Consider the following 23,306-nt stretch of genomic DNA (forward strand, 5'->3'; position numbering starts at 1 on the left):
TTCAGCATGGGGGTAAGGTGGTCAGGAAAAACGGAGGAAATGGGAGACACCATTCAACCTCGTATTCAGGCGAAAATATACAAGGAAAATTTTGAAGAAGATAAACTTTCCAAGTCAACAAAACAGGCTATTCGAACAGCGCAAAATAAGGGAGTAGAGATTCAATTTGGTGGAACTGAATTATTAGATCCTTTTTCCTTTTTGATGAAAAAAACCGAGAAGCGGAAAGAGATTCATTTGAGGAATGAAGCCTATTATAAAAAGTTGTTAGATAATTTTAAGGACAAGTCCTACATCACCTTGGCAACCTTGGATGTCTCTAAACGTTCGCAAGAATTAGAAGAACAGTTAGCGAAAAACAGAGCCTTGGAAGAGACCTTTACTGAGTCAACTCGCACTTCAAAAGTAGAAGCGCAGAAGAAGGAAAAAGAACGTTTGCTAGAGGAATTGACTTTCCTGCAGGAATATATGGATGCAGGTCAAGCAAGAGTTCCCTTAGCGGCTACCTTGACTTTAGAATTCGGACAAACTTCTGTCAATCTATACGCAGGAATGGATGAAGATTTTAGACGTTATAAAGCCCCTATTTTGACCTGGTATGAAACAGCTCGATATTCCTTTGAACGTGGCATTTTGTGGCAAAATTTAGGAGGCGTCGAGAATGCTTTAGATGGTGGACTCTATCGTTTTAAAGCTAATTTTAATCCAACGATTGAAGAATATTTGGGTGAATTTACAATGCCTACCCATCCTCTCTATCCTCTGTTAAGACTTGCTCTTGATTTCCGTAAAACATTAAGAAAAAAACATAGAAAGTAAGTATATGGCACTAACAACACTCACGAAAGAAGAGTTTCAGGCTTATTCTGATCAGGTTTCTTCTCGTTCCTTTATGCAATCGGTCCAGATGGGGGACTTGTTAGAAAAAAGAGGGGCTCGAATTGTTTATCTTGCTTTGAAACAAGAAGGAGAGATTCAAGTTGCAGCTCTGGTTTATAGCTTGCCCATGCTGGGTGGTCTGCATATGGAGCTCAATTCGGGGCCGATTTATACCCAACAAGATACCCTTCCAGTTTTTTATGCGGAGTTAAAAGAATATGCCAAGCAAAATGGTGTATTAGAGTTGCTTGTAAAACCTTATGAAACTTATCAAACTTTTGATAGTGAAGGTAATCCAATAGATACTGAGAAAAAAAGTATGATTCAAGGTTTGACTGATTTATGTTATCAATTTGATGGATTGACAAGAGGTTATCCAGGTGGAGAACCGAATTGGTTATATTATAAGGATTTGACTGATTTAACTGAAAAGAATTTACTTAAAAGTTTTAGTAAAAAGGGGAAGCCTTTGGTGAAAAAGGCTGAAACTTTTGGCATTCGGTTGAAAAAGTTAAAACGTGAAGAACTATCAATTTTTAAGAACATCACAAAAGAAACCTCTGAGCGTAGAGAATATAGTGATAAAAGTTTAGAATATTATGAGCATTTTTATGATGCTTTTGGAGAACAAGCGGAGTTTCTCATAGCAACATTGAATTTTTCGGAATATTTGAGTAAATTGCAAGGTGAGCAAAGTAAACTAGAAGAAATCTTGGACAAGTTGCGACTTGATTTGAGTAAAAATCCTCATTCTGAGAAAAAACAAAATCAACTGAGAGAATATTCTAGTCAATTTGAAACGTTTGAAGTTCGAAAAGCAGAAGCGAGAGACTTGATTGAAAAATATGGAGAAGAAGATATTGTTTTAGCCGGGAGTTTATTTGTTTATATGCCTCAGGAAACAACTTATCTCTTTAGTGGTTCCTACACTGAATTTAATAAGTTCTATGCCCCTGCGCTACTTCAAAAATATGTTATGTTGGAAAGCATAAAACGTGGAATACCTAAATACAACTTCCTAGGGATTCAAGGGATTTTTGATGGTAGTGATGGTGTTTTGCGTTTTAAACAAAATTTTAATGGCTATATTGTACGTAAAACAGGAACTTTCCGTTGTCATCCATCGCCTTTAAAATACAAAGCTATTCAGTTATTCAAAAAAATATTAGGACGTTAAGATGAAAAAGCCAGTATTTAGCTTTCTTTCAGCTTGTTTTAGTAAAATAGTCTTTATTTTCTAGAAAGTTGGAGGGACATGCGCTGGATTTTTCGTTTGATAGGGGCTTTTTTTTCTTTTGTTTGGCGTTTGTTTTGGCGCCTGGTTTGGATTGTTTTGCTTTTATGCACTCTTGCTTTTGGATTTCTCTGGTATCTGAACGGGGATTTTCAAGGAGCGCTGAAGCAAGCAGAGCGGTCAGTAAAGTATTGACCAATGGGAAAAAACAGGGCAACTGCCTAAGTTAAGCCAGACAGATAGCCATCAGTATTCTGAAGGAAGGTGGCTACAGTCTTCTGCTCGTATTTGCCTGGATCCCCAGATGGATTCACGCTTTCAAGAGGCTTATTTAGAAGCAATCCAGAACTGGAATCAAACTGGTGCTTTTAACTTTGAACTCGTGACTGAGTCTAGTAAGGCGGATATTACGGCTACGGAGATGAACGACGGAGGCACTCCTGTGGCAGGAGAGGCGGAAAGTCAAACTAATCTCTTAACAGGGCAATTCTTGTCCGTAACGGTGCGGTTGAATCATTATTATTTGTCCAATCCATACTATGGCTATTCCTATGAACGCCTTGTCCATACGGCAGAACATGAGTTAGGTCATGCGATTGGCTTGGACCATACAGATGAGAAGTCTGTCATGCAACCAGCAGGTTCCTTTTATGGTATCCAGGAAGAGGATGTTGCAAACCTCCGAAAAATATATGAGACTAGTGAGTAGGGTACTATCTTTCCCTACTTTTTTTGCTATAATGGAACTATGAACAACTTGATTAAATCAAAACTAGAGCTCTTGCCGACCAGCCCTGGTTGCTACATTCATAAGGATAAAAATGGCACCATTATCTATGTAGGAAAGGCTAAAAATCTGCGTAATCGAGTACGGTCCTATTTTCGTGGAAGTCATGATACCAAGACAGAGGCTCTGGTGTCTGAAATTGTGGATTTTGAATTTATTGTTACGGAGTCTAATATTGAGGCACTTCTCCTAGAAATTAACCTGATCAAGGAAAACAAGCCCAAGTACAATATCATGCTCAAGGATGACAAGTCCTATCCTTTCATCAAAATCACCAATGAGCGCTATCCACGCTTGATTATCACTCGTCAGGTCAAAAAGGACGGCGGTCTTTATTTTGGACCCTATCCCGATGTGGGGGCAGCCAATGAAATCAAGCGGTTGCTGGATCGGATATTCCCTTTTCGTAAGTGTACCAACCCGCCCTCTAAGGTCTGTTTTTATTACCATATCGGTCAATGCATGGCCCACACCATCTGTAAGAAGGATGAGGCTTATTTCAAGTCTATGGCTCAGGAGGTGTCTGATTTTCTGAAAGGTCAGGATGACAAAATCATCGATGATCTCAAGAGTAAAATGGCAGTAGCAGCACAAAGTATGGAGTTTGAACGTGCGGCGGAATACCGTGACCTGATTCAGGCTATTGGAACGCTTCGAACCAAGCAACGGGTCATGGCGAAAGATTTGCAAAATCGCGATGTCTTTGGCTACTATGTGGATAAGGGCTGGATGTGTGTGCAGGTTTTCTTTGTCCGTCAGGGTAAGCTTATCGAGCGCGATGTCAATCTCTTCCCCTACTTCAATGATCCAGATGAGGATTTTTTGACCTATGTAGGACAATTCTATCAAGAAAAATCTCATCTAGTTCCTAATGAGGTATTGATTCCGCAGGATATCGATGAAGAAGCAGTCAAGGTTTTGGTGGATACTAAGATTTTCAAACCCCAGCGTGGAGAGAAAAAGCAATTGGTCAATCTGGCTATAAGGAATGCTCGAGTTAGCCTAGAGCAGAAGTTCAATCTGTTAGAAAAATCTGTCGAAAAGACTCAAGGGGCTATTGAAAATCTAGGTCGCTTACTCCAAATCCCGACTCCAGTCCGTATCGAATCCTTCGATAACTCTAATATCATGGGAACTAGTCCTGTTTCAGCCATGGTGGTCTTTGTTAATGGTAAACCGAGTAAGAAGGATTACCGTAAGTATAAAATCAAGACTGTGGTTGGACCAGACGACTATGCCAGTATGAGAGAAGTCATTCGCAGACGTTATGGTCGAGTACAAAGAGAAGGTTTAACTCCGCCAGATTTGATTGTCATTGATGGGGGACAAGGTCAGGTCAATATCGCCAAGCAAGTCATCCAAGAGGAACTGGGCTTGGATATCCCCATTGCAGGTTTGCAAAAAAATGACAAGCACCAAACCCATGAATTGCTCTTTGGAGATCCGCTTGAGGTAGTGGAGTTGTCTCGCAATTCTCAGGAATTTTTCCTCCTCCAACGCATTCAAGATGAGGTGCACCGCTTTGCCATCACCTTCCACCGCCAATTGCGCTCTAAAAATTCCTTTTCATCACAACTGGATGGAATTGAAGGTCTGGGACCTAAACGCAAGCAAAATCTCATGAGGCACTTCAAGTCTCTAACTAAAATCAAGGAAGCCAGTGTGGATGAGATTGTCGAAGTTGGAGTACCAAGAGCAGTAGCAGAAGCTGTGCAAAGAAAGTTGAACCCGCAGGAAGAAGAGGAATTAGCTCAAGTTGCGGAAGAACAAGTAGATTACCAAACGGAAGGAAACCACAATGAACCATAAAATCGCAATTTTATCAGATATTCATGGCAATGCGACAGCCTTAGAAGCAGTGATTGCAGATGCTAAAAACCAAGGAGTTAGTGAATACTGGCTTCTGGGAGATATTTTTCTTCCCGGTCCAGGTGCAAATGACTTGGTCGCTCTGTTAAAGGACCTTCCTATCACAGCCAGTGTTCGAGGCAATTGGGATGATTGTGTCCTTGAGGCCTTGGATGGTGAATATGGTTTGGAACATCCACAAGAAATCCAATCAATGCGAATGACCCAGTTTTTGATGGAGCGAATGGATCCTGCAACGATTGTCTGGCTACGAAGCTTGCCTTTGCTGGAAAAGAAAGAAGTTGAGGGGATACACTTTTCTATCTCTCATAATTTACCTGACAAAAACTATGGTGGGGACCTACTGGTTGGGAATGATACAGAAAAATTTGACCAACTGCTAGATGAGGAAACGGACGTGGCAGTCTATGGTCATGTTCACAAGCAATTGCTTCGTTATGGAAGTCAGGGGCAACAAATCATCAATCCAGGTTCGATTGGTATGCCCTATTTTAATTGGGAGGCGTTAAAAAATCACCGTGCCCAGTATGCCGTGATAGAAGTTGAAGATGGGGAATTGGTCAATATCCTATTTCGTAAAGTCGCTTATGATTACGAAGCTGAGTTAGAACTGGCCAAGTCCAAGGGACTTCCCTTTATCGAAATGTATGAAGAACTACGAAGAGAAGACAACTATCAGGGACACAATCTGAAACTCTTATCCAACTTAATAGAAAAGCATGGGTATGTAGAAGATGTGAAAGAATTCTTGGAGGCTATAAAGTCAGAATATAAGGTAGACTAGTTTTTTTAAGTTGCTGAAAATTAGTTGGAACTGGATGAGGGGATTCCTGATTTAAATGATGTACTTGATTCTGATGCTTATCCTTGATCCAATTTCTTTCTATGAAAAATCCCTGCAAGCTCTTTCAAATTATGGTAGAATGGAAGCAGTAGAAATAGAAAAGGAAATCGATTATGAAATTTCTTGAATTAAATAAAAAACGTCATGCGACTAAGCATTTCACTGACAAGCCAGTTGATCCAAAAGATGTGCGTACGGCTATCGAAATTGCAACCTTGGCACCAAGTGCCCACAACAGCCAGCCTTGGAAATTTGTAGTGGTGCGTGAGAAAAATGCCGAATTGGCAAAATTGGCTTACGGTGCCAACTTTGAACAGGTATCATCAGCACCTGTAACCATTGCCCTCTTTACAGATACGGACTTATCCAAACGTGCCCGCAAGATTGCCCGTGTCGGTGGAGCAAAGAACTTCTCAGAAGAACAACTACAATACTTCATGAAAAATTTGCCAGCTGAATTTGCACGCTACAATGAACAACAAGTCAGCGACTACCTAGCACTCAATGCAGGTTTAGTTGCCATGAATTTGGTTCTTGCATTGACAGACCAAGGAATCGGATCAAATTTGATCCTTGGATTTGACAAGTCAAAAGCCAACGAAGTTTTGGAAATCGAAGACCGTTTCCGTCCAGAACTCTTGATTACAGTGGGTTACACAGACGAAAAATTAGAACCAAGCTACCGCTTGCCAGTAGATGAAATTATCGAGAAAAGATAGAAGGAAGAAAAAAATGACAACAATTGATTTTACAGCAGAAGTAGAAAAACGCAAAGAAGACCTCTTGGCTGACTTGTTTAGCCTTTTAGAAATCAACTCTGAACGTGATGACAGCAAGGTTGATGCTGAACATCCATTTGGACCTGGTCCGGTAAAAGCTTTGGAGAAATTCCTTGAAATCGCAGACCGTGATGGCTACCCAACTAAGAATGTTGATAACTACGCAGGACATTTTGAGTTTGGTGATGGAGAAGAAGTTCTCGGAATCTTTGCCCACATGGACGTGGTGCCAGCTGGTAGCGGTTGGGACACAGACCCTTACACACCAACTATCAAAGACGGTCGCCTTTATGCACGTGGAGCTTCAGATGACAAGGGTCCTACAACAGCTTGTTACTATGGTTTGAAAATCATCAAAGAATTGGGTCTTCCAACTTCTAAGAAAGTTCGCTTTATTGTCGGAACTGATGAAGAATCAGGCTGGGCAGACATGGACTACTATTTTGAACATGTAGGACTTGCAAAACCAGACTTCGGTTTCTCACCTGACGCTGAATTCCCTATCATCAATGGTGAAAAAGGAAATATTACTGAATACCTCCACTTTGCAGGAGAAAACAATGGTGCTGCCCGTCTTCACAGCTTCACAGGTGGTTTGCGTGAAAACATGGTACCAGAATCAGCAACAGCAGTCGTTTCAGGTGATTTGGCTGACTTGCAAGGGAAACTAGATTTCTTTGTTGCAGAACACAAACTTAGAGGAGAACTCCAAGAAGAGGCTGGTCAATACAAGGTGACCATCATTGGTAAATCAGCCCATGGTGCTATGCCTGCTTCAGGTGTCAATGGTGCGACTTACCTAGCCCTCTTCCTTAGCCAGTTTGACTTTGCTGGTCCAGCCAAAGATTATCTTGACATCGCTGGTAAAATTCTCTTGAACGACCATGAGGGTGAAAATCTCAAGATTGCTCATGTGGATGAAAAGATGGGTGCCCTTTCTATGAATGCGGGTGTCTTCCGCTTTGACGAAACAAGCGCTGACAATACCATTGCCCTCAACATCCGCTATCCAAAAGGAACAAGTCCAGAGCAAATCAAGTCAATCCTTGAAAACTTGCCAGTTGCTTCTGTTAGCCTTTCTGAACACGGTCATACGCCTCACTATGTGCCAATGGAAGATCCACTTGTGCAAACCTTGTTGGATGTCTATGAAAAACAAACTGGACTTAAAGGTCATGAACAAGTCATCGGTGGTGGAACCTTTGGTCGCTTGCTCGAACGCGGAGTTGCCTACGGTGCCATGTTCCAAGACTCAATTGACACCATGCACCAAGCCAATGAATTTATCGCCTTGGATGATCTCTTCCGAGCAGCAGCAATCTACGCCGAAGCTATTTACGAATTGATCAAATAAAACGATAGAAGTCTAAGATTGTATGCTTAGACTTCTTTTTGGAGGGAAAGTAGATGTTTCAAATCGAGAGAATCAAGCAGGCTATCATGGCGGATCTGCAGAATGCCAGCTATACAGAGCGTGGCATTGAGCCTCTCTTTGCAGCGCCAAAAACTGCTCGCATCAATATCATCGGTCAGGCACCGGGACTTAAAACTCAAGAAGCAGGCCTTTACTGGAAAGATAAAAGTGGTGACCGCTTGAGAGACTGGCTAGGTGTGGATGAAGATACCTTTTACAATTCAGGTTATTTTGCTGTTTTGCCTATGGATTTCTACTTTCCAGGGCATGGCAATTCAGGTGATTTACCACCTCGAGCTGGCTTTGCTGAAAAATGGCATCCCCAGCTCTTGCAAGAATTACCAGACATCCAATTGACCCTCTTGATTGGGCAATATGCCCAAGCCTACTATTTACAGGAGAAAATCAGTGGCAAGGTGACAGAGAGAGTAAAACGCTATAAAGACTATCTGCCAACCTATTTTCCATTGGTTCACCCTTCACCACGAAATCAAATCTGGATGGCCAAAAATCCTTGGTTTGAGTCAGAAGTGGTGCCAGAGTTGAAAAAAAGAATTAAAACGATTTTAGGAGAAAAAGAATGAAAGAAATTTCCTTCGATGAATTTTACCAGCTTTATCAAAACGACCAACTTTCTCTAGTGGACGTGCGAGAAGTGGATGAGTTTGAAACACTTCATTTAGAAGGTGCCCACAACCTACCGCTTAGTCAATTGGCTGATACCTATGATCAGTTGGATAAGAACCAGTTACATTATGTTATTTGCAAATCTGGAATGAGATCGCCGCGTGCTTGTCAATTTCTAGCTGAACAATGTTATGAAGTTATCAATGTTCAGGGTGGCATGTTAGCCTTTGAAGAACTTTAAAATTTTGCATTTCTCCTACTTGGTGTGGACTGGGTGGGAGAATGTTATTTTTAGACAATTCTCATTTTTGAGAATCTTGAAAACATTCAATATTTACTTCGTGAAGCTTTTTTCATACTCCTATTCATGATATACTAGGTCAGTATTTTATAAATATGAAGGAGATTTTCATGGCTAAAAAAGGTGTCCTAACAGGCTTGCTCCTGTTTGGAATATTTTTTGGTGCGGGGAACTTGATTTTTCCGCCTTCTCTAGGTGCTCTATCTGGAGAACATTTTCTTCCTGCCATCGCAGGTTTTGTCTTTTCAGGTGTCGGTATCGCCGTCTTGACTCTTATTATTGGAACGCTCAATCCTAAAGGATATATCTACGAGATTTCAACAAAGATAGCGCCTTGGTTTGCGACTCTTTACCTCTCAGTTCTTTACTTGTCAATCGGTCCATTCTTTGCTATCCCACGTACTGCTACAACAGCTTACGAAGTAGGGATCAGCCCTCTTTTGTCGGATTCAAATAAAGGTCTTGGTTTGATTGTCTTTACAGTTCTGTATTTTGCAGCAGCCTATCTAATTTCGCTTAATCCATCAAAAATCTTAGACCGCATTGGACGTATTTTAACGCCAGTCTTTGCGATTTTGATTGTTATCTTGGTTGTTCTGGGAGCTTTCAAATACGGTGGAACAAGTTCTCAAGCTGCTTCAGTAGCTTATCAATCTTCTGCCTTTGGTACAGGTTTCCTAGAAGGTTACAATACCTTGGACGCCCTTGCTTCAGTTGCCTTTAGCGTAATCGCAGTTCAAACCTTGAAACAACTTGGATTTTCAAGTAAGAAAGAATACATTTCAACTATTTGGGTGGTTGGTATCGTTGTTGCCCTTGCCTTCAGTGCTCTTTACATCGGTTTAGGTTTCCTTGGAAATCATTTCCCAGTACCAGCTGAAGCGATGAAGGGTGGAACACCAGGTGTTTACATCTTGTCACAAGCTACTCAAGAAATCTTTGGTTCAACAGCTCAACTCTTCCTTGCAGCTATGGTTACCGTAACCTGCTTCACAACAACTGTTGGTTTGATTGTGTCTACAGCTGAGTTCTTTAATGAACGCTTCCCACAAATCAGCTACAAGGTTTATGCGACAGCCTTTACCTTGATTGGATTTGCCATTGCTAATTTGGGTCTTGATGCGATTATCAAGTACTCCATTCCAGTATTGGTTATCTTGTACCCAATCACCATTGCCATCGTTATGATTGTCATTGTCAACAAATTTGTGGCACTTTCAAAACCAGGTATGCAGTTGACAATTGCTGTGGTTACAGCTATTGCTATTGCAAGCGTACTAGGAAGCTCGTTTAAGGTTGAGTTTCTTGCAAATCTTGTTAGCGTTCTTCCTTTTGCCAAGGCATCTCTCCCATGGTTGGTGCCAGCCATTGTTGGAATCTTGCTTTCATTGGTTCTACCAAACAAGCAAGAAAGCGATGTTTTTGAAATGGAATAATCACTTAAATCACTTTTGTAGCCAAGTCTACAGGAGTGATTTTCTTTTTTTATCCGATGATAAATGTGTTATAATGTGTTATAATAGGTAGCAAAAGAGGTGAAGAAATGAATCAAACAGTAGAATATATCAAAGAACTGACAGCCATCGCATCGCCAACAGGCTTCACTCGTGAGATTTCGAACTATTTAGTCAAGACTCTAGAAGGTTTTGGTTACCAGCCAGTTCGCACAGCCAAAGGCGGTGTCAATGTGACCATCAAAGGTCAAAATGATGAGCAACACCGCTATGTGACTGCCCATGTGGATACGCTTGGTGCTATTGTCCGTGCTGTTAAACCAGACGGCCGTCTCAAATTGGACCGTATCGGTGGTTTTCCTTGGAACATGATTGAGGGAGAAAACTGTACTGTTCATGTGGCTAGTACAGGTCAAAAGCTATCTGGAACCATCCTTATCCACCAAACTTCTTGCCATGTCTACAAGGATGCAGGAATTGCAGAACGCACGCAGGACAATATGGAAGTGCGTTTGGACGTAAAAGTAAGCGATGAAAAAGAAACTCGTGCTCTTGGGATTGAGGTCGGTGATTTTATCAGCTTTGATCCACGAACGGTCGTGACAGAGACAGGTTTTATCAAGTCTCGTCATTTGGATGACAAGGTCAGCGCAGCGATTTTGCTTAACCTGCTTCGTATTTATAAGGAAGAGAAGATTGAATTGCCCGTAACAACCCATTTTGCTTTTTCAGTCTTTGAAGAAGTGGGACACGGTGCTAACTCCAATATTCCTGCTCAGGTAGTAGAATATCTGGCTGTGGATATGGGAGCTATGGGGGATGACCAGCAGACAGATGAGTACACAGTATCCATCTGTGTCAAGGATGCTTCAGGACCTTATCACTATGATTTCCGTCAACACTTGGTGGCTTTGGCGAAAGAGCAAGATATTCCATTTAAGTTGGATATCTATCCATTTTATGGTTCTGATGCTTCAGCAGCCATGTCTGCAGGGGCAGAGGTTAAACACGCTCTGCTTGGCGCGGGTATCGAGTCTAGCCATTCTTATGAGCGTACCCATATTGACTCGGTGGTTGCAACAGAGCGTATGGTTGATGCTTACCTTAAGAGTGGGTTGGTAGACTAATATGTGTCTTATTTGCCAGAGAATTGAGCTCATCAAGAAGGGAGAAAATCCCTATTTTGTAAGAGAGTTGGGAACAGGCTATCTTGTGATTGGAGATCACCAGTATTTTGCAGGCTATAGTCTTTTTCTAGCCAAGGAACACGTTACCGAATTGCACCATTTGAAAAAGGAGACAAGACTCCGTTTTCTGGAAGAAATGAGTGTGGTCCAAGAGGCAGTTGCTAAGGCCTTTGCTGCTGAGAAAATGAATGTTGAACTTCTAGGAAATGGCGATGCTCATCTCCACTGGCATCTGTTTCCCAGACGATCAGGTGATATGAATAGCCACGGTCTTAAAGGTCGTGGGCCAGTTTGGTGGGTTCCCTTTGAAGAAATGACCTCAGAAACCTGCCAAGCAAAACCAGATGAGATTAAAAGATTAGTCAAACGTTTATCATTAGAACTAGATAAACTATTAGAAATAAAGGAGTAGAAATGAAAAAAAGATACCTAGTCTTGACAGCCTTGCTAGCCTTGAGTCTAGCAGCTTGTTCACAAGAAAAAGCAAAAAATGAAGATGGCGCAGCTAAGACAGAACAAACAGCCAAAGCTGATGGAACAGTCGGAAGTAAATCTCAAGGAACTGCCCAGAAAAAAGCAGAAGTGGTTAATAAAGGAGACTACTACAGCATTCAAGGAAAATACGATGAAATCATCGTAGCCAATAAACACTATCCATTGTCAAAAGACTACAATCCGGGTGAAAATCCAACTGCCAAGGCGGAGTTTGTCAAACTCATAAAAGCTATGCAAGAGGCGGGATTCCCAATCAGCAATCATTACAGCGGTTTTAGAAGTTATGAAACTCAGACTAAGCTCTATCAAGACTATGTCAGTCAAGATGGGAAAGAAGCTGCCGACCGTTATTCTGCTCGTCCTGGCTATAGCGAACACCAGACGGGCTTGGCCTTTGATGTGATTGGGACTGATGGTGATTTGGTGACAGAAGAGAAGGCAGCCCAGTGGCTCTTGGATCATGCGGCTGACTATGGCTTTGTTGTTCGCTATCTCAAAGGTAAGGAAAAAGAGACTGGCTATATGGCTGAAGAATGGCACCTTCGTTATGTCGGAAAAGAAGCAAAAGAAATAGCTGAAAGTGGTCTCAGTTTGGAAGAGTACTATGGATTTGAAGGCGGAGATTACGTCGATTAATACTCTTCGAAAATCTCTTCAAACCACGTCAGCGTCGCCTTACCGCAGGTATGGTTACTGACTTCGTCAGTTCTATCCACAACCTCAAAACTGTACTTTGAGCAGCCTGCGGCTAGCTTCCTAGTTTGCTCTTTGATTTTCATTGAGTATAAAAAATAAACTTTTCTCTTGCAATTCCAGATAAATAGTGTATAATAGATGAGTATGTGTAAAGCATACTTGTGGGAGGTAAAAATCTCTAATTACTTACCGCCAAAACCACAAAGGAGGATTTAAAAATGGCTAAAAAAGTCGAAAAACTTGTAAAATTGCAAATCCCTGCTGGTAAAGCTACACCAGCTCCACCGGTTGGACCTGCTCTTGGTCAAGCTGGTATCAACATCATGGGATTCACAAAAGAGTTCAACGCTCGTACAGCTGACCAAGCTGGTATGATCATTCCAGTTGTTATCTCAGTATACGAAGACAAATCATTTACTTTCGTTACAAAAACACCACCAGCTGCTGTTCTTTTGAAAAAAGCTGCAGGTGTTGAAAAAGGATCAGGTACACCTAACAAAACTAAAGTTGCTACAGTTACTCGTGCGCAAGTACAAGAAATTGCAGAAACTAAGATGCCAGATTTGAACGCAGCAAACCTAGAGTCTGCAATGCGTATGATAGAAGGTACTGCTCGTTCTATGGGATTCACTGTTGTTGACTAATCAATAACACAGTAAAAATCTCACAGCAGTCTATTCGTTGCTTTTCATACTAGGCAAGTGACTGATGCTTGTACTTGGATACAGCAAGGGAACTTAAGGCCGTAGGAAAAGAATCTAATAGACTGAAAACCCGCAAGACTTCATCATTTCGAGGAGTGACGTGGGAGATGAAAATCGATTGAACCACTTACAAGGAGAATAGAAAATGGCTAAAAAAAGCAAACAACTTCGTGCTGCTCTTGAGAAAATCGACAGCACAAAAGCATACAGCGTAGAAGAAGCTGTAGCACTTGCAAAAGAAACTAACTTTGCAAAATTTGACGCAACTGTAGAAGTTGCTTACAACTTGAACATCGACGTTAAAAAAGCTGACCAACAAATCCGTGGAGCAATGGTATTGCCAAACGGTACTGGTAAAACTTCACGCGTTCTTGTTTTCGCACGTGGTGCAAAAGCTGAAGAAGCAAAAGCTGCTGGTGCAGACTTTGTTGGTGAAGATGACCTTGTTGCTAAAATCAACGACGGTTGGTTGGACTTCGACGTAGTTATTGCTACACCTGATATGATGGCTCTTGTTGGACGTCTTGGACGTGTCCTTGGACCACGTAACTTGATGCCAAACCCTAAAACTGGTACTGTAACAATGGATGTTGCTAAAGCAGTTGAAGAGTCTAAAGGTGGTAAAATCACTTACCGTGCTGACCGTGCAGGTAACGTTCAAGCAATCATCGGTAAAGTATCATTTGAAGCTGAAAAATTGGTTGAAAACTTCAAGGCTTTCAACGAAACAATCCAAAAAGCAAAACCAGCTACAGCTAAAGGAACTTACGTAACAAACTTGACTATCACAACTACTCAAGGTGTTGGTATCAAAGTTGACGTAAACTCACTTTAATCAGTAGTTTATAAAAGAGAAGACGAGTACGAAAGTGCTCGTTTTTTTGATGAGTATTACCTTTTAGAAAAATCAGTTCATCAATCAGCTTTGTGGCAATAGTGCTTTTCCTCTTCTTCTTTCACAGAAAATATGGTATAATAGAGAGTAAAAAACTTTGAAAGAAAGAAAAAGATGAATTTAAAAGATTATATCGCAACGATTGAAAATTATCCTAAGGAAGGTATTACCTTCCGTGATATCAGCCCTTTGATGGCAGATGGGAATGCTTATAGCTACGCTGTTCGTGAAATTGTTCAGTATGCAACAGACAAAAAAATTGACATGATTGTGGGTCCAGAGGCTCGTGGATTTATTGTCGGATGCCCAGTTGCTTTCGAGTTGGGAATTGGCTTTGCACCTGTTCGTAAACCAGGGAAATTACCACGTGAAGTGATTTCTGCTGACTATGAGAAAGAGTACGGTATTGATACCTTGACCATGCATGCTGATGCAATCAAACCAGGTCAACGCGTTCTCATCGTAGATGATCTCTTGGCAACAGGTGGAACTGTCAAGGCAACAATTGAGATGATTGAAAGACTTGGTGGTATTGTAGCAGGCTGTGCTTTCTTGATTGAACTGGATGAGCTTAAAGGCCGTGAAAAAATCGGAGATTACGATTACAAGGTACTTCTGCACTATTAATGAAAAAACAGTCCTTGGGGCTGTTTTCTCTTCATCAGCTGCCCTCTTTTTCAGCAATTGGGTAAACTGTGCAGTTTATCAAAAAAACTTTTGACTGGAGAAAGGTAGAGAATGATGCGGCTGCATTTGGATATTTATAAGAGGAATCATGACATATTTTGACGCTTTTAAAACAGGGAACTTGGTTTTGCCAAGTGCACTACTCTTGCATTTTAAGGAACTCTTTCCTTCCAGCGATGATTTTCTGGTCTGGCAATTTTTCTATTTACAAAATACCACAGCTCTAGGAGATGTTTCGCCTAGCCAAATAGCTGAAATCATTGGGAAAGAGGTGGCAGATGTCAACCAATCTATTTCGAATTTGACTGAAAATGGTTTGTTGCAATATCGGACCATTGAATTAAATGGGGAAATTGAGCTCATTTTTGATGCTAGTCTGGCTTTTGAACGCTTGGATAGCTTGTTAGATACTCAAACTTCAACTGCGACTGCTCCAAACCCCAAAAATCAATTGAAGGATCTAGTTGAAACTTTTCAGCAGGAATTGGGACGCTTATTAACACCATTTGAAATCGAAGATCTTTCCAAGACTGTCAAAGAAGATGGAATCAAGGCGGATTTGATTAAGGAAGCTCTCCGAGAGGCCGTTTTTAATGGCAAACCAAACTGGAAGTACATTCAGGCAATCCTACGAAACTGGCGCCATGAAGGTATCCAATCTGTGGCTCAGATAGAGGCTAAACGAGCAGAGAGAGAAACGAACAATCCCAAACAAGTTCAGGCTTCAGCTGATTTCCTCGATGCCATGAATTTGTGGCACGATTAGTCGCTTGAAAAATCTTGAAAATTAGAGTAAGGTTTGCAAGCTCCTTATAAATATGATAGAATAATAGTGAATAAAATGAAAAAAGAGGTATGTGAAATGTCACGTAAACCATTTATCGCTGGTAACTGGAAAATGAACAAAGATCCAGAAGAAGCAAAAGCATTCGTTGAAGCCGTTGCATCAAAACTTCCTTCATCAGATCTTGTTGAAGCAGGTATCGCAGCTCCAGCTCTTGATTTGACAGCTGTTCTTGCTGCTGCTAAAGATTCAAACCTTAAAGTTGCTGCTCAAAACTGCTACTTTGAAAATGCAGGTGCGTTCACTGGTGAAACTAGCCCACAAGTTTTGAAAGAAATCGGTACAGACTACGTTGTGATTGGTCACTCAGAACGTCGTGACTACTTCCATGAAACTGACGAAGATATCAACAAAAAAGCAAAAGCAATCTTTGCAAACGGTATGTTTCCAATCATTTGTTGTGGTGAGTCACTTGAAACTTACGAAGCTGGTAAAGCGGCTGAATTCGTAGGTGCTCAAGTATCTGCTGCATTGGCTGGCTTGACAGCTGAACAAGTTGCTTCAACAGTTATCGCTTACGAGCCAATCTGGGCTATCGGTACTGGTAAATCAGCTTCACAAGACGATGCACAAAAAATGTGTAAAGTTGTTCGTGGCGTCGTAGCAGCTGACTTTGGTCAAGAAGTTGCGGACAAAGTTCGTGTTCAATACGGTGGTTCTGTTAAACCTGAAAACGTTGCTTCATACATGGCTTGCCCAGACGTTGACGGTGCCCTTGTTGGTGGTGCGTCACTTGAAGCTGAAAGCTTCTTGGCATTGCTTGATTTTGTAAAATAATCTAGCTTATTCCAGACAGACAGTTAAAAGTACTAAGTGACTTTGACTGCCTGTCTTATTTTTACTTGGAGCATTCTTGTGAAAGAGGGATTTTTCTAGACTAGGAAAGTTCCTTAGGGAAAGAAAGGCGTGCAGATGCGCGCTCTTTTCTATATCAAAAAGTTATGAAAGGGGGAGTTATGCTCTATATTTGGTCTTATTTGAAAAAATACCCTAAGTGGTTATTCTTGGATTTCTTTGGAGCTATTTTCTTTGTTATCGTCAATCTTGGACTGCCAACTGTTCTAGCTCGGATGATTGATGAAGGTGTGAATAAAGGGAATGAACAGCAATTGTATGTTTGGGCCGCAATTATGCTGGTGATTATCCTATGTGGAACCTTGGGACGTATAGTCTTAGCTTATGCAGCTAGTAAACTGACGACCAATATGGTCAAGGATATGAGGGATGATCTCTATGCCAAATTACAAGAGTATTCTCATCATGAATATGAAAAGATTGGAGTGTCTTCACTGGTTACTCGCATTACCAGTGATGCCTTTGTTCTCATGCAATTTGCAGAACAGACCTTAAAACTGGGTGTCATCACTCCCATGATGATGCTGTCTAGTATCTTAATGATTTTTCTGACCAGCCCGTCATTAGCCTGGATAGTGGCTTTTGCAGTACCTTTCTTGGCTGTGGTAGTCATTTATGTAGCGGTCAAGACTCGACCATTATCAGAGAAACAGCAGGCTACCTTAGATAAGATAAACCAATATGCCAGGGAAAATCTGATGGGACTCCGTGTCATTCGTGCCTTTGCTCGTGAGGAGTTTCAAGAGGAACGTTTTGCAGGACAAAATGCAGTCTATGCAGCCAATTCCAATCGTCTGTTTAAACTAACCGGATTAACGGAACCTTTGTTTGTTCAGATTATCATTGCTATGATAGTAGCTATTGTCTGGCTTGCTCTGGACCCTATCAAACAAGGGAACTTACAAATTGGGGACCTGGTTGCCTTTATCGAATATAGTTTTCACGCTCTCTTGTCCTTCCTTTTCCTATCCAATCTCTTCACCATGTACCCCCGTACAGCTGTTTCGAGTGAACGTTTGAAAGAAGTCATGGATATGCCGATTTCTATTGATCCCAATGAAGGAGGCGTCAGAGAGACAGCAACCCACGGTTATTTGGAATTTGAAAATGTCACCTTTGCCTATCCTGGTGAGACGGAAAACCCTGTTTTGCATAATATTTCTTTCAGCGCTAAACCGGGTGAAACCATTGCCTTTATCGGATCGACCGGATCGGGCAAGTCCTCTCTTGTGCAATTGATTCCTCGTTTTTACGATGTCACACTTGGAAAAATCAAAGTAGATGGTGTTGATGTGAGGGATTACCGCCTCAAGTCCCTCCGTCAAAAGATTGGTTTTATCCCGCAGAAGGCCTTGCTTTTTACAGGAACTATCGCTGAAAATATCCGCTATGGGAAGGAAGATGCTAGTCACAAAGATTTACATCAGGCAGCGGATGTGGCGCAAGCCAAAGATTTTATCGAAAGCCGAGAAGAAGGCTTTGCGACCCATCTAGCTGAAGGTGGAAGCAATCTTTCTGGGGGACAGAAACAACGTCTCTCAATTGCAAGAGCGGTTATAAAGAATCCTGATATCTATATTTTTGACGATTCTTTCTCAGCCTTGGATTATCGTACGGATGCTATTTTACGTCGTCGTCTCAAGGAAGTCACACAGAATGCAACGGTTTTAATTGTTGCTCAACGTGTCGGAACCATCATGGATGCTGACCAGATCATCGTTCTGGATAAGGGAGAAATCGTGGGTCGCGGTCGCCATGAGGAATTAATGGAAACCAATGATATCTATCGTGAGATTGCTGAGTCGCAGTTGAAAAATGCATCTCTAACAGAAGAATAGGAGGAAATATGAAAACACAATCTAGTTTGGCTCGTTTGTGGAGCTATTTGAAAGCCTACCGTTTTTCTGTCTTCTTTGCAGTCTTTCTAAAAATTTTGAGTGTGGTCATGAGTGTCTTGGAACCTTTTGTATTGGGGTTAGCCATTACGGAGTTGACAAAGAATCTCTTAGATATGGCTAATGGTCTTTCAGGCGCTCGTATCAATACTGGCTACATTGGAACTGTTTTAATCATTTACCTCTTTAGAGGTCTCTTGTATGAACTTGGGTCTTATTATTCCAACTATTTCATGACCAATGCGGTCCAGTCTATGACTCAGGATTTGCGAAATGAAATGACCGAGAAAATCAATCGTATCCCAGTATCTTTCTTTGACAAACACCAATTTGGCGATTTATTGGGGCGCTTTACCAGTGACGTTGAGACAGTGTCTAATGCTCTTCAACAGTCTTTTCTGCAAATTGTCAATGCTGTTTTGACGATTGTTCTCGTCATGGGAATGGTTTTATACTTGAACTTCCAACTGGCTATAGTGGTGATTCTATCCATTCCAGTGACCTATTTTGGTGCCAGAAGTATCTTGAAACGTTCTCAGCCTTATTTTAAAGAGCAGGCAGCTATTTTAGGTTGTATGAACGGCTATGTGCAGGAAAATCTCACAGGTTTTAATGTTTTGAAACTCTATGGTCGTGAGGAAACCTCTCATAAAGAATTTTCTAAGATTACAGATGATCTCCAACGTGTTGGTTTTAAAGCCAGCTTTATCTCTGGGCTTATGATGCCAGCCCTTCATGCTGTATCGGACTTGACCTATCTGATCGTTGCGGTTCTTGGTGGTTTGCAAGTGATTGCGGGGCGTTTGACAGTGGGGAATATGCAGGCCTTTGTTCAGTACGTTTGGCAGGTCAGCCAGCCTATCCAAAACATCACCCAACTTGCGGGGCAAATGCAAAGTGCCAAGTCTTCGTTAGACCGTATCTTCGATATTTTGGATGAGACAGAGGAAGTCAAGGGAGAAGAACTCGAAATCCTTGAACCCTTAACAGGTCAGGTGACCTTTAAGCAGGTTGACTTCCAGTATGTTGAAAACAAGCCATTGATTCGAGGCTTTAATCTAGAAGTTCAACCGGGAGAGATGGTAGCGATTGTTGGTCCTACTGGAGCTGGTAAGACGACCTTGATCAATCTGCTTATGCGTTTTTACGATGTTACAGCAGGTGCAATCTTGGTTGACGGGCAGGATATTCGCCAGTTGTCGCGTCAAGACTATCGCCGTCAGTTTGGGATGGTCTTGCAGGATGCTTGGCTTTATGAAGGTACGATCAAAGAAAATTTACGTTTTGGAAATCTTGACGCCAGTGACGAGGAAATAATAGAAGCAGCTAAAGCAGCAAATGTAGACCACTTTATCCGAACTCTTCCTGGTGGTTACAACATGGAGATGAACCAAGAGTCGAGCAATATTTCCCTTGGGCAAAAACAACTCTTGACCATCGCGCGTGCTCTTCTAGCCAATCCTAAAATTCTCATTCTGGATGAAGCAACTTCCTCTGTTGATACCCGTTTGGAACTCTTGATTCAAAAAGCCATGAAACGGTTGATGAAGGGAAGAACCAGCTTTGTCATCGCCCACCGTCTCTCTACCATTCAAGAAGCAGACAAGATTCTCGTTCTTAAGGATGGACAGATTATTGAGCAGGGAAATCATGAAAGTTTGCTCCAAGAAAAAGGCTTTTATTATGATTTGTACCAAAGCCAATTTTCAAGTAAGTCTGGGCAATCCGGCTAATCAAAACGGTTAGACTATTCTTAAATTATCAGTCTATTACAACTTTTCTCAGATAGTACATTTTCCTTGCTATTGTTTTCTGGTAGTAGTATACTTATATTGTAACCACTAATAAGATGGTTACAAAAAAATGAAAGAGGTAAGAAATATGGTTGAATTGAAAAAAGAAGCAGTAAAAGACGTTACAACATTATCTAAAACAGCGCCAGCAGCATTAGCAAAAACAAAAGAAGTATTGAACCAAGCAGTAGCAGACTTGTATGTGGCTCACATTGCCCTTCACCAAGTTCACTGGTATATGCGTGGTCGTGGTTTCCTCGTATGGCATCCAAAAATGGATGAATATATGGACAGCCTTGATGGCTATCTTGACGAAATCAGCGAACGCTTGCTTACTCTTGGTGGCAAACCTTACTCAACTTTGACAGAATTCCTTCAACACAGTGAAATCGAAGAAGAAGAGGGAGAATTCCGTAACGTTGAAGAAAGCTTGGAACGTGTTCTAGCGATTTATCGCTACCTCATCGCTCTTTTCCAAAAAGCTTTGGATGTGACTGATGAAGAAGGCGATGATGTTACAAACGATATCTTTGTTGGTGCTAAGGCTGAACTTGAGAAAACAGTTTGGATGCTTGCAGCAGAACTTGGACAAGCTCCTGGTTTGTAAGATATAGTTGCTACCCCTTTTATCATGAGGTACTTGATAAGTGCCCATGACCAATCATCTTTTAAAAGTCATGTAACTGTAAAAAGTTGCATGATTTTTTTGTCTGCTGGACTTAGGATACATTGTCAAAAGTAGGATTTTACGGTATAATAGTTGCTGTTCAATAACATATGAATTTTAAAGAATAATTGTTAGTTTAAGGAGGACTTATGAACAACTTACCAAATTGCCCAAAATGTAATTCAGAATATGTCTACGAAGACGGTGCCCTACTGGTTTGCCCAGAGTGTGCCTATGAATGGAATCCTGCTGAAGTTGCAGAAGAAGAAGGTGCTGTCGCTATCGATGCCAACGGAAATAAATTGGCTGACGGCGATACTGTAACCTTAATCAAGGACTTGAAAGTAAAAGGTGCGCCAAAGGATTTGAAACAAGGAACTCGCGTTAAAAATATCCGTATCGTAGAAGGTGACCACAACATCGACTGTAAGATTGATGGTTTTGGGGCTATGAAATTGAAGTCAGAATTTGTTAAGAAAATCCAGCCATGAAACTGAACTACAAATTTATCTTTTATAGTCGTGTGCTCTTGTTCTTAGCGGCTTTTACAGGAGTTTATCTTGAAATTACCAAGCATGGTGGTTTTGGTATGCTCCTTTACTATACAGTGTTATCTAATCTTTTGGTAACGATTTTCACGGGTTATCTGCTCCGTGTGATGAGCTGTTCAGGTGAAAATTGGCAAAGTCCGACCTTGCTTCGTCTCAAGGGTAGCGTTACCATGAGTATCATGATTACCTGTGTGATTTACCATTTTATGCTTGCTCCGATTGCGACCGACTTTTACCGTGTAGAAAATTTCCTTTGCCACTATATCGTTCCACTCTGGTTTTTTGCAGATACCCTCTTTTTTGACAAACAGGGTCAATACAAGATCTGGGATCCAGTCTTGTGGACCATCTTGCCCTTGGTTTATATGGTTTTTGCCTTGTTTAACGGCTTGGTCTTGAAGCTGAATATTCCGAATTCCAAGGACAATCCCTTCCCATATTTCTTTTTGAATGTGAACAAGGGTTGGGACGTGGTCATCAGATGGTGTTTGATCATTTTTGCGGCTTATATGGTTGCAGGCTTCATCTTCTATCTGATCAAGCAAATCAATCGAAAATAGTCTTCCTATTAGGAAAGTTAGGACGAAGCCTTTAGTTCAATCGGGCTCCTTCTTTTCTTGCCATCTTCCTTTTAAAAGGATTAACAGTGAGAAATATATAGAAAGAAAATTCATGAAACAATTTTTAGAACGGGCTAGTATTTTGTCTCTCTCCCTCGTTTTGATTACGTCCTTTTCGATTTCAAGTGCCCTACCAGCTATGTTTGACTATTATCAAGGCTATCCTAAGGAACAAATTGAGCTCTTGGCGAGCTTGCCATCCTTTGGAATCATGATGATGTTACTATTAAATGGTTTCTTAGAAAAAATATTTCCTGAGCGCTTACAGATTAGTTTGGGCTTGCTGATTTTATCACTGAGCGGGACGGCTCCCTTCCGGTACCAAGCCTATCCCTTTGTCTTTGGAACGCGGCTTCTTTTTGGTTTGGGTGTTGGGATGATCAATGCCAAGGCTATTTCTATTATCAGTGAACGTTATCAAGGAAAAACACGAATTCAGATGCTAGGGCTACGTGGCTCTGCAGAGGTCGTTGGAGCTTCTCTCATTACCTTGGCAGTTGGCCAGTTGTTGGTCTTTGGTTGGACAGCTACTTTCTTAGCCTATAGTGCTGGATTTTTAGTGCTGACCCTCTATCTGCTCTTTGTCCCTTATGGAAAAGAAAAGAAAGAAGTCAAGAAAAAAGCGAAGGAAGCAAGTCGTTTAACTCGAGAAATGAAAGGCTTGATTTTTATCTTAGCTATCGAAGCCGCAGTTGTAGTTTGTACCAATACAGCTATTACCATCCGTATTCCAAGTTTGATGGTGGAAAGAGGGCTTGGAGATGCCCAGTTATCTAGTTTGGTTCTTAGTGTCATGCAGTTAATCGGGATTGTGGCTGGTGTGAGTTTCTCTTTCTTGATTTCTATCTTTAAAGAGAAACTGCTCCTCTGGTCTGGTATTACCTTTGGCTTAGGGCAAATTGTGATTGCTTTGTCTCCATCCTTGTGGGTGGTGGTGGCAGGAAGCATTCTGGCTGGTTTTTCCTACAGTGTAGCCTTGACGACGGTCTTTCAACTTGTCTCTGAACGAATTCCAGCTAAGCTCCTCAATCAAGCCACTTCATTTGCGGTTTTAGGCTGTAGTTTCGGAGCCTTTACGACTCCATTCGTTCTAGGTGCGATTGGCTTACTAACTCACAATGGGATGCTGGTCTTTGCCATCTTAGGATCTTGGTTGATTGTAACCTCTATCTTTGTCATGTACCTACTTCAGAAGAGAGCTTAGGATTGGTTTCCTAAGTTTTACTTTT

At 41.4% G+C, this 23,306-nt stretch carries 23 protein-coding genes and 3 pseudogenes; all 26 read left to right on the forward strand.

Annotation, left to right across the window (positions count from 1 at the left end; translation table 11 throughout):
- Positions 1 to 6: 6 nt before the first annotated feature.
- A pseudogene (locus OVN21_RS02775) lies at positions 7 to 819 on the forward strand (peptidoglycan bridge formation glycyltransferase FemA/FemB family protein); the annotation flags it as partial.
- 4 nt (positions 820 to 823) lie between these two features.
- Positions 824 to 2,056, forward strand: a complete 1,233-nt coding sequence (gene murN, locus OVN21_RS02780) for a peptidoglycan bridge formation alanyltransferase MurN (RefSeq protein WP_267247181.1) — start codon at positions 824 to 826, stop codon at positions 2,054 to 2,056.
- Between the two features lie 78 nt (positions 2,057 to 2,134).
- Positions 2,135 to 2,822 (forward strand): annotated as a pseudogene (locus OVN21_RS02785) (M57 family metalloprotease).
- A 39-nt stretch (positions 2,823 to 2,861) separates the two neighbouring features.
- Positions 2,862 to 4,709, forward strand: a complete 1,848-nt coding sequence (gene uvrC / locus OVN21_RS02790) for an excinuclease ABC subunit UvrC (protein ID WP_267247182.1) — start codon at positions 2,862 to 2,864, stop codon at positions 4,707 to 4,709.
- Positions 4,699 to 5,553, forward strand: coding sequence for a metallophosphoesterase family protein (locus OVN21_RS02795; RefSeq protein ID WP_267247183.1), 855 nt, complete (start codon positions 4,699 to 4,701; stop codon positions 5,551 to 5,553). Before uvrC ends, OVN21_RS02795 begins: the two co-directional genes overlap by 11 nt.
- Before the next feature lie 55 nt (positions 5,554 to 5,608).
- Positions 5,609 to 5,740, forward strand: a complete 132-nt coding sequence (locus OVN21_RS02800; protein WP_267247302.1) for a hypothetical protein — start codon at positions 5,609 to 5,611, stop codon at positions 5,738 to 5,740.
- Positions 5,727 to 6,332 (forward strand): nitroreductase family protein, encoded by a 606-nt coding sequence (locus tag OVN21_RS02805; protein WP_267247184.1) that lies wholly within the window; start codon positions 5,727 to 5,729, stop codon positions 6,330 to 6,332. The genes OVN21_RS02800 and OVN21_RS02805 overlap by 14 nt, the downstream gene beginning before the upstream one ends.
- Positions 6,333 to 6,345: 13 nt before the next feature.
- Complete coding sequence (gene pepV, locus OVN21_RS02810) at positions 6,346 to 7,746, forward strand: dipeptidase PepV (protein WP_267247185.1); 1,401 nt, start codon at positions 6,346 to 6,348, stop codon at positions 7,744 to 7,746.
- A gap of 53 nt (positions 7,747 to 7,799) precedes the next feature.
- Positions 7,800 to 8,390, forward strand: a complete 591-nt coding sequence (locus OVN21_RS02815; protein WP_267247186.1) for a uracil-DNA glycosylase family protein — start codon at positions 7,800 to 7,802, stop codon at positions 8,388 to 8,390.
- Positions 8,387 to 8,674 carry a rhodanese-like domain-containing protein gene (locus tag OVN21_RS02820; protein WP_267247187.1) on the forward strand — a complete coding sequence of 96 codons (288 nt, stop codon included), beginning with the start codon at positions 8,387 to 8,389 and terminating at the stop codon, positions 8,672 to 8,674. The genes OVN21_RS02815 and OVN21_RS02820 overlap by 4 nt, the downstream gene beginning before the upstream one ends.
- Before the next feature lie 170 nt (positions 8,675 to 8,844).
- The gene (gene brnQ / locus OVN21_RS02825) at positions 8,845 to 10,170 is read left to right on the forward strand and encodes a branched-chain amino acid transport system II carrier protein (RefSeq protein WP_267247188.1); all 1,326 of its coding nucleotides are present in this window, start codon (positions 8,845 to 8,847) and stop codon (positions 10,168 to 10,170) included.
- A 107-nt stretch (positions 10,171 to 10,277) separates the two neighbouring features.
- A complete protein-coding gene (locus tag OVN21_RS02830) occupies positions 10,278 to 11,315 on the forward strand; it encodes a M42 family metallopeptidase (RefSeq protein ID WP_267247189.1) in 1,038 nt (345 codons plus the stop codon).
- A gap of 1 nt (position 11,316) precedes the next feature.
- Positions 11,317 to 11,787, forward strand: a complete 471-nt coding sequence (locus OVN21_RS02835) for an HIT family protein (RefSeq protein ID WP_267247190.1) — start codon at positions 11,317 to 11,319, stop codon at positions 11,785 to 11,787.
- Between the two features lie 2 nt (positions 11,788 to 11,789).
- Positions 11,790 to 12,506 (forward strand): LD-carboxypeptidase LdcB/DacB, encoded by a 717-nt coding sequence (ldcB, locus tag OVN21_RS02840; RefSeq protein ID WP_267247191.1) that lies wholly within the window; start codon positions 11,790 to 11,792, stop codon positions 12,504 to 12,506.
- 278 nt (positions 12,507 to 12,784) lie between these two features.
- Positions 12,785 to 13,210: a 50S ribosomal protein L11 gene (rplK, locus tag OVN21_RS02845; protein ID WP_003025466.1), complete on the forward strand. Its 426-nt coding sequence runs from the start codon at positions 12,785 to 12,787 to the stop codon at positions 13,208 to 13,210.
- 205 nt (positions 13,211 to 13,415) lie between these two features.
- Positions 13,416 to 14,105, forward strand: coding sequence for a 50S ribosomal protein L1 (rplA, locus tag OVN21_RS02850; protein WP_001085675.1), 690 nt, complete (start codon positions 13,416 to 13,418; stop codon positions 14,103 to 14,105).
- A 174-nt stretch (positions 14,106 to 14,279) separates the two neighbouring features.
- Positions 14,280 to 14,792 (forward strand): adenine phosphoribosyltransferase, encoded by a 513-nt coding sequence (locus OVN21_RS02855; RefSeq protein ID WP_267247192.1) that lies wholly within the window; start codon positions 14,280 to 14,282, stop codon positions 14,790 to 14,792.
- A gap of 25 nt (positions 14,793 to 14,817) precedes the next feature.
- Positions 14,818 to 14,932 (forward strand): annotated as a pseudogene (locus OVN21_RS02860) (homoserine O-succinyltransferase); the annotation flags it as partial.
- An 8-nt stretch (positions 14,933 to 14,940) separates the two neighbouring features.
- Positions 14,941 to 15,618: a DnaD domain-containing protein gene (locus tag OVN21_RS02865; RefSeq protein WP_267247193.1), complete on the forward strand. Its 678-nt coding sequence runs from the start codon at positions 14,941 to 14,943 to the stop codon at positions 15,616 to 15,618.
- 96 nt (positions 15,619 to 15,714) lie between these two features.
- Complete coding sequence (tpiA, locus tag OVN21_RS02870; RefSeq protein WP_267247194.1) at positions 15,715 to 16,473, forward strand: triose-phosphate isomerase; 759 nt, start codon at positions 15,715 to 15,717, stop codon at positions 16,471 to 16,473.
- 179 nt (positions 16,474 to 16,652) lie between these two features.
- Positions 16,653 to 18,389: an ABC transporter ATP-binding protein gene (locus OVN21_RS02875; RefSeq protein WP_267247195.1), complete on the forward strand. Its 1,737-nt coding sequence runs from the start codon at positions 16,653 to 16,655 to the stop codon at positions 18,387 to 18,389.
- A gap of 8 nt (positions 18,390 to 18,397) precedes the next feature.
- Positions 18,398 to 20,179, forward strand: coding sequence for an ABC transporter ATP-binding protein (locus OVN21_RS02880; RefSeq protein ID WP_267247196.1), 1,782 nt, complete (start codon positions 18,398 to 18,400; stop codon positions 20,177 to 20,179).
- Between the two features lie 148 nt (positions 20,180 to 20,327).
- Positions 20,328 to 20,846 (forward strand): Dps family protein, encoded by a 519-nt coding sequence (locus OVN21_RS02885; protein WP_267247197.1) that lies wholly within the window; start codon positions 20,328 to 20,330, stop codon positions 20,844 to 20,846.
- 209 nt (positions 20,847 to 21,055) lie between these two features.
- Positions 21,056 to 21,397 carry a zinc ribbon domain-containing protein YjdM gene (locus OVN21_RS02890; RefSeq protein WP_267247198.1) on the forward strand — a complete coding sequence of 114 codons (342 nt, stop codon included), beginning with the start codon at positions 21,056 to 21,058 and terminating at the stop codon, positions 21,395 to 21,397.
- Positions 21,394 to 22,017, forward strand: coding sequence for a Pr6Pr family membrane protein (locus tag OVN21_RS02895; RefSeq protein WP_267247199.1), 624 nt, complete (start codon positions 21,394 to 21,396; stop codon positions 22,015 to 22,017). Before OVN21_RS02890 ends, OVN21_RS02895 begins: the two co-directional genes overlap by 4 nt.
- Before the next feature lie 112 nt (positions 22,018 to 22,129).
- Positions 22,130 to 23,281, forward strand: a complete 1,152-nt coding sequence (locus tag OVN21_RS02900) for an MFS transporter (protein ID WP_267247200.1) — start codon at positions 22,130 to 22,132, stop codon at positions 23,279 to 23,281.
- Positions 23,282 to 23,306: the final 25 nt, after the last annotated feature.

This window comes from Streptococcus sp. Marseille-Q5986, from assembly GCF_946902915.1.
Taxonomy (GTDB): Bacteria; Bacillota; Bacilli; order Lactobacillales; family Streptococcaceae; genus Streptococcus.